At 41.9% G+C, this 16680-nt stretch carries 17 protein-coding genes; 5 read left to right on the forward strand and 12 right to left on the reverse strand.

Translation table 11 applies throughout. From position 1 onward, the window contains the following. Window positions 1–25: 25 nt before the first annotated feature. From IRY55_RS07675 to IRY55_RS07725, 11 genes are all read right to left on the reverse strand, one after another. Window positions 26–544: an acyltransferase gene (locus tag IRY55_RS07675; RefSeq protein ID WP_194562724.1), complete on the reverse strand. Its 519-nt coding sequence runs from the start codon at window positions 542–544 to the stop codon at window positions 26–28. Next, window positions 541–1197, reverse strand: coding sequence for a pyrophosphatase PpaX (ppaX, locus tag IRY55_RS07680; RefSeq protein ID WP_194562725.1), 657 nt, complete (start codon window positions 1195–1197; stop codon window positions 541–543). Before ppaX ends, IRY55_RS07675 begins: the two co-directional genes overlap by 4 nt. Continuing rightward, window positions 1190–2128 carry a nucleoside recognition domain-containing protein gene (locus IRY55_RS07685; protein ID WP_194562726.1) on the reverse strand — a complete coding sequence of 313 codons (939 nt, stop codon included), beginning with the start codon at window positions 2126–2128 and terminating at the stop codon, window positions 1190–1192. The genes ppaX and IRY55_RS07685 overlap by 8 nt, the downstream gene beginning before the upstream one ends. Before the next feature lie 13 nt (window positions 2129–2141). Further along, a complete protein-coding gene (gene lgt, locus IRY55_RS07690; RefSeq protein WP_194562727.1) occupies window positions 2142–2966 on the reverse strand; it encodes a prolipoprotein diacylglyceryl transferase in 825 nt (274 codons plus the stop codon). Beyond that, on the reverse strand, window positions 2959–3906 hold the full coding sequence (gene hprK / locus IRY55_RS07695; RefSeq protein ID WP_194562728.1) for an HPr(Ser) kinase/phosphatase: 948 nt from the start codon (window positions 3904–3906) through the stop codon (window positions 2959–2961). The genes lgt and hprK overlap by 8 nt, the downstream gene beginning before the upstream one ends. Window positions 3907–4042: 136 nt before the next feature. After that, on the reverse strand, window positions 4043–5176 hold the full coding sequence (locus IRY55_RS07700; RefSeq protein ID WP_194562729.1) for a DUF4097 family beta strand repeat-containing protein: 1134 nt from the start codon (window positions 5174–5176) through the stop codon (window positions 4043–4045). Window positions 5177–5232: 56 nt separating this feature from the next. Then, window positions 5233–8115 (reverse strand): excinuclease ABC subunit UvrA, encoded by a 2883-nt coding sequence (uvrA, locus tag IRY55_RS07705; RefSeq protein WP_194562730.1) that lies wholly within the window; start codon window positions 8113–8115, stop codon window positions 5233–5235. A gap of 6 nt (window positions 8116–8121) precedes the next feature. Beyond that, entirely contained in the window at window positions 8122–10104 is a 1983-nt protein-coding gene (uvrB, locus tag IRY55_RS07710; RefSeq protein ID WP_194562731.1) for an excinuclease ABC subunit UvrB, read from the reverse strand. A gap of 175 nt (window positions 10105–10279) precedes the next feature. After that, on the reverse strand, window positions 10280–10510 hold the full coding sequence (locus IRY55_RS07715) for an IDEAL domain-containing protein (protein ID WP_194562732.1): 231 nt from the start codon (window positions 10508–10510) through the stop codon (window positions 10280–10282). 121 nt (window positions 10511–10631) lie between these two features. Then, window positions 10632–11840, reverse strand: coding sequence for an ABC transporter permease (locus IRY55_RS07720; RefSeq protein ID WP_194562733.1), 1209 nt, complete (start codon window positions 11838–11840; stop codon window positions 10632–10634). Then, the gene (locus IRY55_RS07725; protein WP_194562734.1) at window positions 11833–12573 is read right to left on the reverse strand and encodes an ABC transporter ATP-binding protein; all 741 of its coding nucleotides are present in this window, start codon (window positions 12571–12573) and stop codon (window positions 11833–11835) included. Before IRY55_RS07725 ends, IRY55_RS07720 begins: the two co-directional genes overlap by 8 nt. 126 nt (window positions 12574–12699) lie before the next feature. Between IRY55_RS07725 and IRY55_RS07730 the strand changes: the two genes are divergently transcribed. From IRY55_RS07730 to IRY55_RS07750, 5 genes are all read left to right on the forward strand, one after another. Beyond that, complete coding sequence (locus tag IRY55_RS07730) at window positions 12700–13119, forward strand: HIT family protein (protein WP_194562735.1); 420 nt, start codon at window positions 12700–12702, stop codon at window positions 13117–13119. Between the two features lie 187 nt (window positions 13120–13306). Next, window positions 13307–13672 carry a YtxH domain-containing protein gene (locus IRY55_RS07735; RefSeq protein WP_194562736.1) on the forward strand — a complete coding sequence of 122 codons (366 nt, stop codon included), beginning with the start codon at window positions 13307–13309 and terminating at the stop codon, window positions 13670–13672. A gap of 156 nt (window positions 13673–13828) precedes the next feature. After that, entirely contained in the window at window positions 13829–14419 is a 591-nt protein-coding gene (locus IRY55_RS07740; protein WP_194562737.1) for an HTH-type transcriptional regulator Hpr, read from the forward strand. Window positions 14420–14485: 66 nt separating this feature from the next. Beyond that, window positions 14486–14671, forward strand: coding sequence for a hypothetical protein (locus IRY55_RS07745; protein ID WP_194562738.1), 186 nt, complete (start codon window positions 14486–14488; stop codon window positions 14669–14671). A gap of 114 nt (window positions 14672–14785) precedes the next feature. Next, the gene (locus IRY55_RS07750) at window positions 14786–15640 is read left to right on the forward strand and encodes a peptidylprolyl isomerase (protein WP_194562739.1); all 855 of its coding nucleotides are present in this window, start codon (window positions 14786–14788) and stop codon (window positions 15638–15640) included. Between the two features lie 43 nt (window positions 15641–15683). Here IRY55_RS07750 and yhaM read toward each other — a convergent pair whose 3' ends face one another. Beyond that, entirely contained in the window at window positions 15684–16619 is a 936-nt protein-coding gene (gene yhaM, locus IRY55_RS07755) for a 3'-5' exoribonuclease YhaM (RefSeq protein WP_194562740.1), read from the reverse strand. Window positions 16620–16680 lie beyond the last annotated feature (61 nt).

The raw sequence follows: 16680 nt of genomic DNA on the forward strand, positions 1-16680 counted from the left end.
TTCTTATTATACCATATTTACCCTGTCACTCTTCACCGTTTTGCTTTCGTTCTCTCTGTTCTTTCGTCTGAATGATTTGCATCGGGTTTCCCCCGACGAATGCGCCTGGCGGAACATCTTTATGAACGAGCGTCATCGCGGATACGACCGCTCCATCTCCAATGACAACGCCCGGTAAAATCGTGCTATTCGCACCAATCATCACATTATCTCCGATGACGACATCGCCGAGACGATATTCATCGATTAAATATTCGTGGGCTAATATCGTCGTATTAAAGCCGATGATCGTATTAGAACCGACCGTAATGCGCTCTGGAAACATCGAATCTGGCATGACCATGAGCGCGAATGAGGTTTGTTCTCCTACTTTCATCTTTAAAAATGTGCGATACATCCAATTTTTCCACGTGAAAAATGGCGTAATGCGGGCGAGTTGTACAACGATGAACACTTTCACTAACTTCCAAAATGATACTGTCTTATACATGTACCAAAGCGAGTTCGCTTTTCCTTTAGACGGATAATGTTCGAGTCGTCTCATCGGTTCGCCTCATCGACGATGCGCACGATATCCTCCATCGTATCCGCAATATATGTCGGATGAAATTGTTTCAAAAAGTCGATTCCTTTCGCCGACCAACTAACTGCGACTGTACGCACTCCTGCATTGTGACCGCCTTCAATATCATGATGATTGTCACCGACCATAATTGTCGTCTCTGGATGCGCTCCGATTCGTTCCATCGCTAATTGGAGCGGTTCTGGGTCTGGCTTTGCATTTTTCACATCGTCGATCGCAACGAGCGTTTCAAATAAGTCGTCCGGTAAATCTAACAGACGAATCCCTTGCTCAATGACGTCGCGACGCTTCGTCGAGACAAGCGCCATATGAATGCCACGTTCTTTCAAAGCGTATAGCATTTCTTTCACACCAGGGAACGGACGAGCATACGCATCGTGATTCGCTACATTCCACTCACGGTATTCTGCTGTTAATTGCTCTGCTTTCTCTGGTGATACTTTCGTAAATGTTTCGATTAAAGGGGGTCCTAAAAATGGTAAAATACTTTCTTCATTATATTTCCCGGGAAAGTGACGATCCAACACATGTTGAAACGTCGCAATAATTAATTCATTCGTATTGAGTAATGTACCGTCAAAATCGAATAAAACATGCGTAATTTTATTAGTCATGTACTCCTACAACTCCTTCTACTGATGTTCGTTTTTTCCACATGCGTGAAACGATTATCGCTAGTATTAAAGCGACAAATAGACGAATAAGCAATAATGGTAATACGTTAATACCGAGTGGAATAAATAACAATGTATCTTCCACAACGGCGTGACAGGCGACGAGGAAAATAAAACTGATCGTCACATCTCGATGACTGACCCCGTCCTCATGCACTGCTTGAATCATAACACCCGCTCCGTACGCCAGTCCGAAAATAAGCCCTGCTGCAAGTGTCAATGCCGCATTCGACTCTACTCCAAGCAAGCGAGTAAATGGACGCATCCAACGGGATAATTTTTCTAAAAAATGAATGTGACGCAAAAATTGAATCGCAATCATTAACGGAATGACAATCATCGCCAGTTGCACGACGCCGTAAAAGGCTTTTTCAAAACCGAGCAACGTAATCGCCATCCATCCTTCTGGGACTACTTGTTCGACAGGCGCCATCCCGTATTGCGCAATTTCGCTACCGCCTTGCCATACGAGATTAATGACGATGGCTGAAATCGCCGCTAAAGCGATGCGCACTGTTAAAATGACACTTATTTTCACACCGACTTTCGATGCGACTCCTGTTTCGATTAATAAATTGTGCGCAAAGCTCATCATAACCGCTAAAATGAATACTTCTTTCACCGTCAATTCCATCGACAAAATGCCCGCAATTCCGGCATATAAGTTTAAAAAATTACCGAGTACGAGCGGAATTGCTGCTTCTCCACGCAAACCGAAAATCCCCATAATCGGTTCGATCAGCTCTGTGATCCACGGTAAAACGGGTGTATGTTGCAATAAGACGACGATGATCGTGATAGGAAAAATGATTTTTCCAAGTCCCCACGTCGTCTTCAGCCCGTTCACTACCCCCTCTTTCAACCAAGACATATGTCATTCCCCTTTATTTTTGTTCGTATTTCGTCGTCACTTTCATACTGTATTTACGATATACGTAAATCGCCACCGCTACGACAATCGTGATGAGCGATACAATTTGTGCCGTGCGCAACCCACCGATTAACAAGCTATCCGTACGCATCCCTTCGATAAAGAAACGACCGACCGAATACCACGTTAAATAAAATAAAAAGATTGAACTGCGCATTAAGTTCGCACGTCGCAACCAAGCGAGAATTAAAATGAGCCCGACTAAATTCCACATCGACTCATATAAAAAGGTCGGGTGATACGTCACACCGTTAATCGTCATCTGTTCCATAATCCAATTTGGAATGATCGTGTTTTGTAAAAATGTTTCAGAGACAGGACCACCATGCGCTTCCTGATTCATAAAATTGCCCCACCGTCCGATTATTTGGCCGATGAGCAACCCAGGTGCGGCAATGTCTGCCACTTTCCAAAAGGACTCTCCTCGACGTTTCGTAAAGACGTACGTCGTAATGAACGCCCCAATTAACGCTCCGTGAATGGCAATACCGCCTTCCCATATGTAGAGCGCACTAATCGGATTGTCTGCATAACGAGGCCATTCGAACACGACATAGTAAATGCGCGCACTAATAATGGAGATTGGAATGGCCCAAATGAGTAAATCCGTTAAAAATTCATCGTGAAATCCACGCTTCACCATTTCTTTTTGTACGACGATGTACGCTAAAATAATACCCGTTATAATAAGTGCTGCGTACCAACGAATTTTAATCGGACCTGCATTAATAAGAAACGGATCAAATGCTAAATACGTAAAATCGAGCAAACTAGTCATTGGATTCCTCCTCGATAAGTGTATTTTGCATGACCGCTTGTTCCAAACGTTCCGCAAACTGTTCCGCTGCGTTAATACCGAGCTTTTTCATTCGGTAATCCATCGCAGCCACTTCAATGATAACCGATAAGTTTCGACCTGGTTTAACGGGTACGGTTAGACGCGTCAATTCAGAATCGATAATTTTCATCTTCTCATCATCGACACCAAGTCGATCGTACAATTTATCAGGATCCCACACTTCTAAATCGACAACGAGTAAAATACGTTTATTATCTTTTACGGAACTCGCGCCGAATAACACCATCAAATCGATAATGCCAACACCGCGAATTTCAAGCATATGTTCTAAAATTTTTGGCGAACTCCCGATTAAAATATTTTTCGCCACTTGACGAATTTCGACGACATCATCCGCAACGAGACGATGCCCGCGCTTCACGAGCTCTAAAGCTGTCTCACTTTTTCCGACGCCACTTTTTCCTGTAATGAGAACGCCTACTCCGTACACGTCGACGAGTACCCCGTGGACTGTCGTCATCGGGGCGAGTTGTCCTTCTAAATAATTCGTCAACATTCCCGCAAAACGCGTCGTTTGATGAGGCGTTTTTAATACGGGTATTTGGCGAGCTGTCGCTAACTCTAACAATTCTGGAGGCCCTCCTACACCGTGCGCTAAAATAAAAGCAGGTGTAATCGGATGACAAAGTTGATCAAATCGCTCACGTCGCGTCTTCGAATCTAACAAACTTAAATATGTTAATTCCTTCTTCCCTAATAGTTGCACACGTTCTTTCGGATAGTAATCAAAAAACCCAGCCATTTCGAGGCCGGGGCGAGATATATCACTCGTCGTAATTTTACGATGGACCCACTGTTCTCCTGCTACTACTTCTAAATGAAATGTTTCAATTATATTTTGAATGGTCAATTCCGACATTTCGTTCCCCCTCCTTGCATTTCTTTTTTCATTCTAACATGTTCATCATCTTTTTTCGTCGTCTGACTTGCTTTCTGCTGAAATGACAAAAAAACATGAGCTCCTTGTCGCACGAGCTCATGTTTCATTTCTTTTATTATTTGACAGTAATCGTTCCAGCATTCGTTTTTGCTTTCACTTGAAGGCGACGTGATGATGTGCCTTCCACTTCGAATTGAATTTCTGTTTCAAATAAAGAATCTTGTACTTCTTCTACTATTGCATTCAAAACGTCGACCGTTAATTTCCCAACATTCGTTTGCAATTTGCCTGAGACAGAAGCTTCTTTCGGTAAGTAAATTTCCACCGCACCTGCGAACGATTCAGCTTCCACTGAACGTGGTGCTGGATGTGTCGTCGTAATCGCAATAGGACCATTGACAGATTCCGCTTCGATTTCTTCTACCGAACCATCGACATAAATCGCACCGTTAAATGTTTCGATATCTAAATCTTCACCTGTAATATTACGTGCGTACACTTTACCATTCGCCGTTTCGACTTTCGCTTGTTCAAACTCATTGTTGACGAAATGGACTTTCCCGTTTTTCGTCGACACTTTCACTTGTTTCGCACGTAAGTCTTCAATCGATACAGCACCGTTCCATGTTTTCACTGTCACTTTGTCATAAAGATGCGCAGGTACTGTCAATGTACAATTCATGCGAGCTGTTTTCAACTGACTTTGAACGTACAATGTGTCGCCTTGTTGATCGTATAAAAACTCTTTCGCAAAGCGCTCTTCTGCTTTCGCTTCATCCGCTGTATCGAAAAATGCTGCCTCTACTTGCAATGTCGTTTCTTCATTTGTTCCTTTTACGATATTAACACTCCCGTGAAAAACTTCAATGTCTAAACGTTTCAATTGTTCTTTCACGGTAAACTCACGAGTGAAATTCACTTTTGATTCAAAGATTTGATTCATATCGAATGACTTCACTTGATCGACCGCCGTTTGGAAAAATTTCATAAACTGTGTTCCCATCTCTTGAACATCGGATTTCACATCACGGAAAAATTGTTCTCCACGGTCTTTCGCATCTGCAAATGGCTCTTCTTGAGAAGAATCTTGTTGCTCGCTTTGTTCGTCTTCTCGTTTCGGTAATGTCGGTTCTTCAACTTTCGGTTGCTCGTCAGTCGTGTTTAACTTACTTAATAAAACAATCGCCTCTTCTGCTGTAATCGTTCCATCTTCAACTAACTGTAAAATTTGTTTTTTCTTCGCTTCCATGTTGAGTTCCCCCTCTAATTTTCGTGCATGTAATCCTCGTGCTACTTATTGTACGTTCATTCGGACGGAGAAGTTTCATTTTCTGTTTGTTTTACTTTTTTCTTCATGCGAGCATGGTCTCTTTCCAAAACGGGTTTTAAATATTTTCCTGTGTAAGAATTCGCCACTTTCACCATTTCCTCAGGTGTTCCTGTACCGACAATCGTTCCTCCACCGTCCCCACCTTCTGGGCCTAAATCGATCATATAGTCCGCTGTTTTAATAACGTCTAAATTGTGCTCGATGACAAGAACAGTATTCCCACCATCGACGAGTCGTTGGAGTACTTTTAATAACTTGCCGATATCATGTACATGTAAACCTGTCGTCGGCTCATCTAAAATGTAAAACGATTTCCCAGTTGAACGTTTATGCAGTTCGGAAGCGAGTTTGACACGTTGCGCTTCCCCACCAGACAATGTCGTCGCCGGTTGACCTAATTTTACATAGCCGATGCCGACATCGACGAGCGTCTGTAGCTTGCGATGGATTTTCGGAATCGCTTCGAAAAATTCAACCGCATCTTCCACCGTCATTTCTAAAACGTCCGCAATATTTTTTCCTTTGTATAGCACTTCTAACGTTTCACGGTTGTATCGTTTCCCGTGACATACTTCACACGGTACGTAAACGTCGGGTAAAAAGTGCATTTCAATTTTAATGATGCCGTCACCTCGGCACGCTTCACAACGCCCACCTTTAACGTTAAAGCTGAAGCGACCTTTTTTATACCCGCGCACTTTCGCTTCGTTCGTCATCGCGAAAACATCGCGTATGTCATCAAACACACTCGTATATGTCGCAGGGTTTGAACGAGGCGTACGGCCGATTGGCGATTGGTCAATTTCGATAATTTTATCGAGTTGATCAATGCCTTCTATTACGTCATGATCTCCAGGACGCGTTTTCGCCCCATTCATATTCATCGCAAGCGACTTATACAGTACTTCGTTGACGAGGGTACTCTTACCAGAACCGGACACACCTGTTACTGCGACGAATGTTCCGAGCGGAATGTCGACCGTCACATCTTTTAAGTTGTTCGCCCGTGCGCCTCGAATCGTCAATGTTTGACCATTTCCTTCGCGTCGTTCAGCGGGCACTGGGATAAATCTTTCTCCTTTTAAATATTGACCCGTTAAAGAGTTCGGGTCATTCATCACTTCGTCAGGTGTCCCTTGAGAGACGATTTCTCCTCCCGCAACGCCCGCTCCTGGGCCGATATCGATTAAATGGTCTGCCGCCAGCATCGTGTCTTCATCATGTTCGACGACGATTAATGTGTTGCCGATATCACGCATGCTTTTCAACGTATTAATTAAGCGATCATTATCGCGTTGATGAAGACCGATCGACGGCTCATCTAAAATGTAGAGCACACCTGTTAAACGTGAGCCGATTTGTGTCGCGAGTCGAATTCGCTGCGCTTCTCCTCCTGACAATGTGCCAGCTGCTCGACTCAATGTTAAATAATCGAGTCCGACATTGCGTAAAAAGGACAAGCGCTCTTCGATTTCTTTCAAAATCAGTTTCGCAATTTGCGCATCTTTTTCAGACAATTGTAAGTGATCAAAAAACGCACTCGCTTCGGTAATCGAACGTTCTGTTACGAGGCCGATATGTTCTCCCGCTACTTTCACCGCTAATGATTCTGGTTTTAAACGGTAGCCATCACACGCTGGACAGTTATGAACCGCCATATACTTCTCCATCTGGTCGCGTACATAATCGCTCGATGTATCATGATAACGACGAGCGACATTGCGCAACACACCTTCGAAATAGATGGAATTGTCACGCGTATTCCCAAACTCATTCGTATAGACAAAACGAATCTTTTCTTCTCCTGAACCGTTCAAAATAATATCTATCGCTTCATCGGATAACTCTGATACAGGAACGTCAAACGGAATGTCGAAATGATCACAAACCGTCTTTAATAAAGAAGGGTAATAATTCGAACTCGTCGGTTCCCACGGCGCAATCGCATGTTCTTCTAATGTTTTTGACCAATCAGGAATGACGAGTGACACGTCAACTTCCAGTTTCGTTCCGAGACCGTCACAGTCGGGACATGCCCCGAACGGACTGTTGAATGAAAACATGCGCGGTTCTAATTCTCCGATTGAAAATCCACAAATTGGACAAGCGTGATGTTCGCTAAATAAGAGCTCTTCTACGCCGATGACGTCGACGAGTACCGTTCCTTCTCCGAGCGCTAAAGCGGCTTCTAACGAGTCACTTAAACGAGACTCGACGCCTTCTTTCACGACGATCCGGTCGATGACGACTTCAATCGAATGTTTTTGGTTTTTATTTAATTCAATTTCTTCTCCTAAATCGTACGTCTCTCCGTCGATGCGTACACGGACATATCCTTTTTTACGCAAGTCGTCTAATAAACGGACGTGCGCTCCTTTACGCCCTTTTACGATCGGTGCGAGCACTTGAATCCGGCTTCTCTCTTCTAACTGCATAATGCGGTCGACCATCTGTTCAATCGTTTGAGAAGAAATTTCGATGCCGTCATTCGGACAGACCGGCTTTCCGATACGCGCATATAATAATCGTAAATAATCATAAATTTCCGTCACTGTCCCGACAGTAGAGCGAGGGTTGCGGCTCGTCGTTTTTTGATCGATTGAAATAGCTGGTGATAATCCTTCAATGACATCGACATCCGGCTTATCCATCTGCCCTAAAAACTGCCGGGCATACGCCGATAAACTTTCAACGTAACGACGCTGTCCTTCCGCATAAATCGTATCGAATGCGAGCGATGACTTCCCCGAACCAGACAAACCCGTCATGACGACGAGTTCATCTCTCGGAATATTGACATTAATATTTTTTAAATTATGTGCTCGTGCACCTTGAATGACAATCTCTTTATTTTTCATGTACAACTACCTTCCTGACTGCAATTCTAATAACGCGTCGCGCAATTGAGCAGCCCTTTCGAAGTCGAGCGCTTTCGCCGCTTCTTTCATATCTTGTTCTAACGTCGCCATTAAAGCGTTTTTCTCATCTTTCGATAATTTTCCGCCTTCTGTAAGACGTGTAATGTAATCTTCACCGTCTTCCGCCACTTCTGTCGCCCGGATGACGTCACGAATTTCTTTTTGAATCGTCTTCGGTGTAATACTATGTTTTTCGTTGTATGCGATTTGAATTTCACGACGACGCGCCGTCTCGCTGATCGCTTTTTCCATTGAATCGGTCACTTTGTCCGCATACATCACGACATAACCGTTCGAGTTACGTGCTGCTCGACCGATCGTTTGGATGAGCGAGCGTTCCGAACGTAAAAATCCTTCTTTATCTGCATCTAAAATCGCAACGAGCGATACTTCCGGTATGTCAATTCCTTCACGCAATAAGTTAATCCCGACGAGTACGTCATACGTTCCGAGACGTAAATCTCGTATAATTTCAATTCGTTCCAATGTTTTAATTTCAGAATGCAAATATTGCACTTTAATGCCGAGCTCTTTTAAATAATCCGTTAAATCTTCACTCATTTTTTTCGTCAATGTCGTAATTAATACACGCTCATTTTTTTCAATGCGCGCATTGATCTCTCCAACGAGGTCATCGATTTGACCATGAATCGGACGCACTTCAATGACGGGATCCAACAAGCCCGTCGGTCGAATAATTTGTTCCACCATCTTCGGCGTATGTTCTAATTCATAAGGGCCTGGCGTTGCGGAAATATACATCGCCTGATGTATGTGTTGCTCAAACTCTTCAAACTTCAACGGGCGGTTGTCGAGCGCGCTCGGCAAACGGAACCCATGATCGACGAGCACTTGCTTACGCGCTTGGTCGCCGTTATACATCCCACGTATTTGGGGCAAAGTAACATGACTTTCATCGACGACGATGACGAAATCATCTGGGAAGTAGTCAAGCAATGTGTACGGTGTCGCCCCCGCTTCACGCAATGTTAAATGGCGTGAGTAGTTCTCGATTCCCGAACAAAAGCCCATCTCTTTCATCATTTCTAAATCGTAACGCGTACGTTGTTCTAAGCGTTGAGCTTCCAACAACTTCCCTTCTTCATTTAATACGGAGAGACGTTCTTCTAATTCTTTTTCAATGTTGATGATTGCTTTTTCCATCTTTTCAGAACGGGTAACGAAATGAGAGGCTGGATAAACAGCAATATGTTCACGATCCCCGATAATTTCTCCTGTCAGTGCATCCACTTCTCGAATGCGGTCAATTTCGTCTCCGAAAAATTCGATTCGAATACAATGTTCATCGCGAGATGCCGGGAATAGTTCGACGACATCTCCACGTACACGGAATGTTCCGCGTGTAAAGTTTATATCGTTGCGCGTATATTGAATGTCGACTAATTTACGAAGCATCTCATCGCGCCCGATTTCCATTCCGACACGCACAGAAAACACGAGCTCCTTATATTCTTCTGGATTCCCGAGTCCGTATATACAGGAGACAGAAGCGACGATCAATACGTCTTGCCTTTCAAATAATGCACTCGTTGCAGAGTGACGTAATTTATCAATTTCATCGTTAATGCTTGCGTCTTTTTCTATAAAAGTATCCGTCTGCGGCACATATGCTTCTGGCTGATAATAATCGTAGTAACTGACGAAATATTCGACCGCATTATTCGGAAAAAACTCTTTAAATTCACTATATAGTTGTCCTGCTAATGTTTTATTATGAGCGATGACTAAAGTAGGTTTATTGATTTCAGTGACGACATTCGATACGGTAAATGTCTTTCCCGTCCCAGTCGCTCCGAGTAACGTTTGATGCTTTTCGCCGCGCTCAATCCCAGCGACTAATTCACGGATCGCGTGCGGCTGGTCCCCTGCTGGTTCATAAGGCGACACTAATTCAAATCGTTCTGACAATCGAATCACTCCTTCATTTCCATAGCTCTATTTTAACACACTTTTTACGAACGTACGTTTTTTAACTCTTCCCTCTTTACGAATAAAAAAACATCAAAAAAACGGTTGAATCTCCCCTAAGATTCAACCGTTCTCTATGTATGAGGCTGCTTTGCTTACACAAAACAGCACTCCTTCATTCCTTCTCTAATGTCCCCAGTAACTCACTGTATTGTTGAAAGGCTTCGACATCTCTGTCGTCCAATGCTTGATCGATCAATCGTTCAATTCTTGCAATCGTCTGTTCTTGATGGACCGATTGTAAAAATAAATCCGTGTAAATATCCGAAAGCAATTGATTCGTTTCTTCCTGAAATTGTCTCTGCGCAGTAGTCGGTAATTGTTTGTAAAAATATTTATTTTCCATTCCCATCACCTCTGTCAGCTTTTTTCTATTATAGAAAAACTTACTCCAAAATGCAATCTATTTTTCTGAATATTTCGTTTTTAGTACAAACAACCTACCATTAATAGGTAGATTGTTCGTGTCAGGACTTCGGTCTTGTCGAAAACATCGTCATTGCGCTAATCGCTTGCAACAGAACGAATAATAATAAGCCTTCTACCATTTTATCCCGTACAAAAAATGCGATGATGACAATAATAAATATTTGAATCGTTCCGAGTTGGAAAACAATTTTTTCTACTGCATCTCGGCGCCCTTTCTGTTCGATTGGAAACAGTCGGTCCATTTTGAAATGTTTCGTCTGGCTTAAATACGCTAGTAGCTGACTGACGAGCGCAAATTGCAAACTTCCAACAAACACAATCATTAAAAGTTGCGACTCAATGAAAGCAACACCGAATGCCATAAGAACGAATAGCCTTAAATAAAGCCTAAATAATTCGTCTGTTCTCACAAATGTACGGCTCAATAAATATTGAAAGCTTTTTTCTTTCTCGAAAGGCTTCGACGCCGTCATTAAAAATGACGCATACGCTCGACGATGCACTTTCCCTTGAATGTGCGGAACATCTGTAAATAAATTCGCAAACCGATAAAAACGCATCATTCGATTTTTTTCAAGTTCGATAAAATGATCGAACGGAAACGGTTCTGTCAATGCCCGCTTTTTCCAAACTCCCTGTGAACTATATCCATATACGACAAGAACAGCCGCTGCCACGACATACCAATTCATTAACAAGGCGTAAATGAGCCCCCAACTTAATGCGTAATGAATAATGTACAACACGTACATGTTGCGCCCACGGTGACTATGGCGATAATACCATTCTCCGCGTGTCAATAAAACGTGCCAAGCGAATAATATAGCGAAAAATATAAATATTTCGAGTGGTGCAAATGCGTACTTCGTATTAATAAGCGGAAGTAAAACGATCGCCGTGACGATAGGCAAAATAAATTTCGTTCCCGTCGTCCAGCGAAGCGAAGCGTTCGTATACGTCGTCAACTGGTGTTCTAACGGTAAAAAATAGACGGCGTCGGCCTCTCGAAACAATGTCGCCGGATTGCGAAAGATGAACGTGAGTGCTAATAAAGTTGTCGCGATAAGCGCCACTGGAAATTGTTCGGGTATGACTTTTAACCATTCACTATAAGCGAGTCCACCCGCCCCTAAAGCAAAGACAATCACAATCATTAAATGCCCTGTGAAGACGTACTTTAAATATTTTTGAGTCTCCATTTGATATTCAGCGAAGCGGCGTTTCCAAATGCTTTGTAAACTATCCATTAGCCTGCTCCTTCGTCATCGCAATGTACAGGTCATCCAATGAAGCTCCCTCCATGCCAAAGCTCGCTCTTAGATCATCCATCGTACCGAACGCCTTGACACGACCTTCATGTAAAAATACAATTTTGTCACAATACTTCTCCGCAGTCGACAACATATGCGTCGACATTAACACCGCTGCTCCTCCACGTTTTCGCTCTTCAATTTGTTCGAGCAATGAATGAATACCGAGCGGATCAAGTCCGACAAATGGTTCGTCGATAATATACAAAGCAGGATTCACTAAAAATGCACTCATGATCATCACCTTTTGTCGCATCCCTTTCGAAAAATGCGCTGGAAACCAACGAAGTCGTTTCTCCATATGAAATTCCTCCAACAATGCCTTCGAGCGGACGGTATAATCATCTTCCGATAAACCATATGCCATCGCTGTCAACTTCAAATGCTCTTCCAAAGTCAATTCTTCATATAAAACGGGTGTTTCTGGTATGTATGAAAATGACTGACGATACCCTTCCATGTTTCCTTCTAACGTATGACCTGCAATTTCAATCGTTCCGGCATGTTGACGCAATAAGCCAATAATATGTTTAATCGTCGTACTTTTCCCCGCTCCGTTCAAGCCAATCAAGCCGACTAACTCCCCTGCTTCTACTTCAAATGCCAAATCATGTAAGACAGGTTTCCGCGTGTAACCTCCTGTCACATCTGTTAATTTTAAAATTGCCATGAGATCCCCTCTCTTCCTTTCTCCATTTTAGCAAATCTAAACAGAAAGTTACATTGATACAAGGACGCTTTCCATGTTTTATGCTACACTGAAAGGAGATAAAAACGACTAAAAGGAGTGGTTATGATGGTTTCTTGTATTTTCTGTAACATTATTAACGGTACGATTCCGAGTGAAAAAGTGTACGAAGATGAACATGTTTATGCGTTTATGGACATTACGCCTGTCGCGAAAGGGCATTTGCTCCTCATTCCGAAAGTTCATCGTGAAAACGTTTACGACATGACGGAAGACGAAGCAGCTCATTTATTCCGCGCTGTCCCGAAAATTGCGAACGCTTTAAAAGCAGAGTTTCAACCAGCGGGTATGAACTTATTGCAAAATAATGGTTCACATGCTGGACAGACCGTGTATCACTTCCACTTACATTTCATCCCACGTTACGATGAAAAAGACGGCTTCGATTGGACATGGAATCCACAAGTCGATACGTTTACACCTGAAGTACTCGGCGATCTCGCTTCTCAATTACGCGAACGTTTGTAAAAAATGAAGTGAAGAAAGAAATATCCATGTAACACGGTTATTTCTTTCTTCACTTTTTTAATTATACAAACATAATAAAAAAGTCCATATCATTCGTGCGTTTCCTTAAAAATGATTTGATTGTCATCTTATAACATGCTTTAATAGATAATAATTCATTACTTGAAGAAAGGCGTTGACTTACATTATGAAACAATCCAACTTTTTACTCGGTGTACTTGCAGGTTCGATTACTGCATCTGTTGCAGTGCTATTAACAACTTCTCAATCAGGCGAACAATTGCGCAATAATTTCAAAACGAAATCGTGCCATTTACAATCTATGGCAGAGGATATTAAAGTGAAAGCGAATGAACTTGTCGGATCGATCCAACATTTAACAGCGGAAGCGAAAAATAATTTGCCTGAAACAATCGAAGAAATTAAACAATCTGTCATGACATGGCAACAATCAACAGAACCAAACAAAAATAACTTGACGAAGGAAATTGATTCGATTCAACGCTCTATCGAACAACTCGAACAACAAATTGCCAAACAGCAAAATCATTAAGTTTTTTCGAAGCTATTTCCTAAAAATAGCTTCTTTTTTCTAAACTATTGAGAAAATAAAGATATTTTTGAATTATTTTTGAATTCGAACTTCTTATCTCTTTGTTTTTTTGGTATAATGTAAGGAATATTTCAATTTAGGAAGTGGGTGTTTTCAATGACAGAACAATCCTTCTCTCAAAAGGAGGCTATGATCTACAGCCAACGTATCGCACAAATGGCCAAAGCGTTATGGAAAGCGGTCGAAAAAGATTGGCAGCAGTGGATTAAACCGTATGACCTTAATATTAATGAACATCATATTCTTTGGATCGCCTATCATTTGCAAGGAGCGACGATTTCTGACATCGCTAAATTCGGTGTTATGCACGTTTCGACAGCTTTCAATTTCTCAAAAAAGCTCGAACAACGTGGATACTTACATTTCTTCAAAAAAGACGACGACCGTCGTAACACATACGTCGCTGTAACAGATGAAGGAGAAGATTTAATTTTAACGATGAACGTTCATTATCATGATACGAGACATCTCGTATTAGAAGGTTCACTCCCGATTAAAGATTTATATGGAAAATTCCCAGAATTTATCGAAGTGATGTCCGTAATTCGTAATATTTACGGAGATGACTACATGGAGATTTTCGAAAAAGGTTTTAAAAATATCGATCAATGTTTTGAGGAAGAGAACGGACAGTTATTAGCTACTCCTTTACCTAAAAATGAATGCGCTTCCGAAGTGAATTCATAACCTATCTTTCTTCTTTTCTGCTATGATAAGAAGAATAGCTTTTCTGATGTAAAGGAGGTCATACGATTGATCTTAGCATTAACGGTCTTTGCAGCATTGTTTTTTTTATTCCAAATAAATCGAATGACATACGCGCTAATTGTCGCACGTGAAATTGATGAAGCAAAACAACCGCGTGTTTATAAAACAGTTAATCTGTTAATTTTAGCTTTGATGATTTTGTTTTATTTGCAAGTGTATTACAATATTTAAATGAACACTGAGCGCTTGTCGTTCAGTGTTTTTTTATCATTGGAACATTTTTGTTTCCGAAACGTTTATATGGTATAGTACTACTGTCTTATGAAAAGTGAGGAGAGAATAGTTATGAAGAAATTTGTCTTAGCTGGTGTATTATCAGCTAGTTTAGCAGTACTCGCAGCATGTGGTGGAAGCGGCGATGCAGAAAGTAAAGTCATCGCAACGACAGCATATGGCGACATTACAGAACACGATCTTTACGAAGAAATGAAAAACGCGGTCGGTTTACAAGCTTTCCAAGAAATCGTTTTAAACAAAGCATTGAGCGAAAAATTCCCTGTCACAGATGAAGAAGTAGAAGAAGCAGTGAAAGCTCAGAAAGAAATGATGGGTGACATGTTTGAAATGTCTTTAGCGAACGAAGGCTTGACTGAAGAAACATTCAAACAACAAATGAAACCACAATTAATGAAACAAAAATTCCTCGCTTCTGTTGAAGTCGATGAAAAATCAGTGGATGAAGCAGTGGAACGTGCTAAAAAAGAAATTCACGCACGCCATATTTTAGTAGAAGATGAAAAGACAGCGAAAGATCTCATTAAACAAATCGAAGACGGTGCAGACTTCGAAAAATTAAGTAAAGAACATTCAACAGAACCACAAGCTTCTGAAACAGGTGGCGATCTTGGATGGGTCCAACAAGGCATGATGGTACCCCCATTTGAAAATGCGCTATACAGCATGAAAAAAGGTGAAGTATCGAAAGAACCTGTGAAGTCAAACTTCGGCTACCACATTATCGAAGTTCTCGACATTCGCGATACAGAAGAGCCAAAACCTGAAGAAGAAATTCGTGCAAAAGCAAAAGAAACATTAGCAAACATCCAAACAGAAGAACGTCTCGCTGAATTAATTAAAGAAGCGAAAATCGACACTAAAGACGATGCATTCAAAGATGCGTTCAAAGGAATGAACGAATAAAATAAAAGCGTTATTCGAGAATGAACTCGAATAACGCTTTTTCTTATAGTGTCGGCTTATAAAATGAACGATTGTCGAGTGCGAATACACGCTCTGAAAATGTTCCTTCTTCCGTCGCAGCCATCATTGTGCCAAACATTTGCATTTTCGCATCGATATTGTCGATGTAATGTAAAATTTCCGCTTCCATTAACATCGGACGCTTCGGACTGCCCCACTCTTCTTTGCCGTGATGCGATAAAACCATATGTTGGAGGAGCATCACTTCTTCTCCTTCAATGTCTAACTCTTTCGCCATGAGTAAAATTTCGCTCACCATAATCGAAATATGACCGATTAAATTTCCTTCTACTGTATACTGCGTCGCAATCGGACCAGATAATTCCGTCACTTTTCCAACGTCATGTAAAATGATACCGGCATACAATAAATCTTTGTTTAAAATTGGATATAGTCGTGCAATTTGCTCTCCTAATGTGAGCATCGAGACCGTATGATCAATTAAACCTGACACGTAATCGTGGTGATTGCGCGTCGCTGCAGGATAAACGAGAAACTCGGCTTCGTATTTTTTAACGAGCGCCTTCGTTAAACGACGAATCGCATCATTATCCATCGCATCGATAAAACGTGTGACGATCTCATATAGTTCTTCTTTCGGGCGTTCCGCAGACGGCAATAAGTCTTCCAATGTCACACCGTCTGACTCTTTCGCAGGACGAATGCTTTTTACGCGCAATTGGGTGCGACCGCGATAATCGTGAAGCTCTCCGCCCACTTTGACGATATTTCCCCCCGCATACGTCACCGCATGTTCTTCGGACGTATCCCATAACTTCGCTTCCACGTCCGCTGTTTTATCTTGTAAAATAACCGTCATATACGGTTTGCCTTGTTGCGTTACTGCTTGAATCGACTGCTTAATGAGTAAAAACATTTCAATCGTATCACCTACGCGATAATCGATTAAATTTTTCAATAGGATCACCTTCAACTTCGAAACGAATGTTCGATATTCTTACTCCTATTTTAACATACGA

Source organism: Savagea serpentis, from assembly GCF_015351395.1.
GTDB lineage: Bacteria > Bacillota > Bacilli > Bacillales_A > Planococcaceae > Savagea > Savagea serpentis.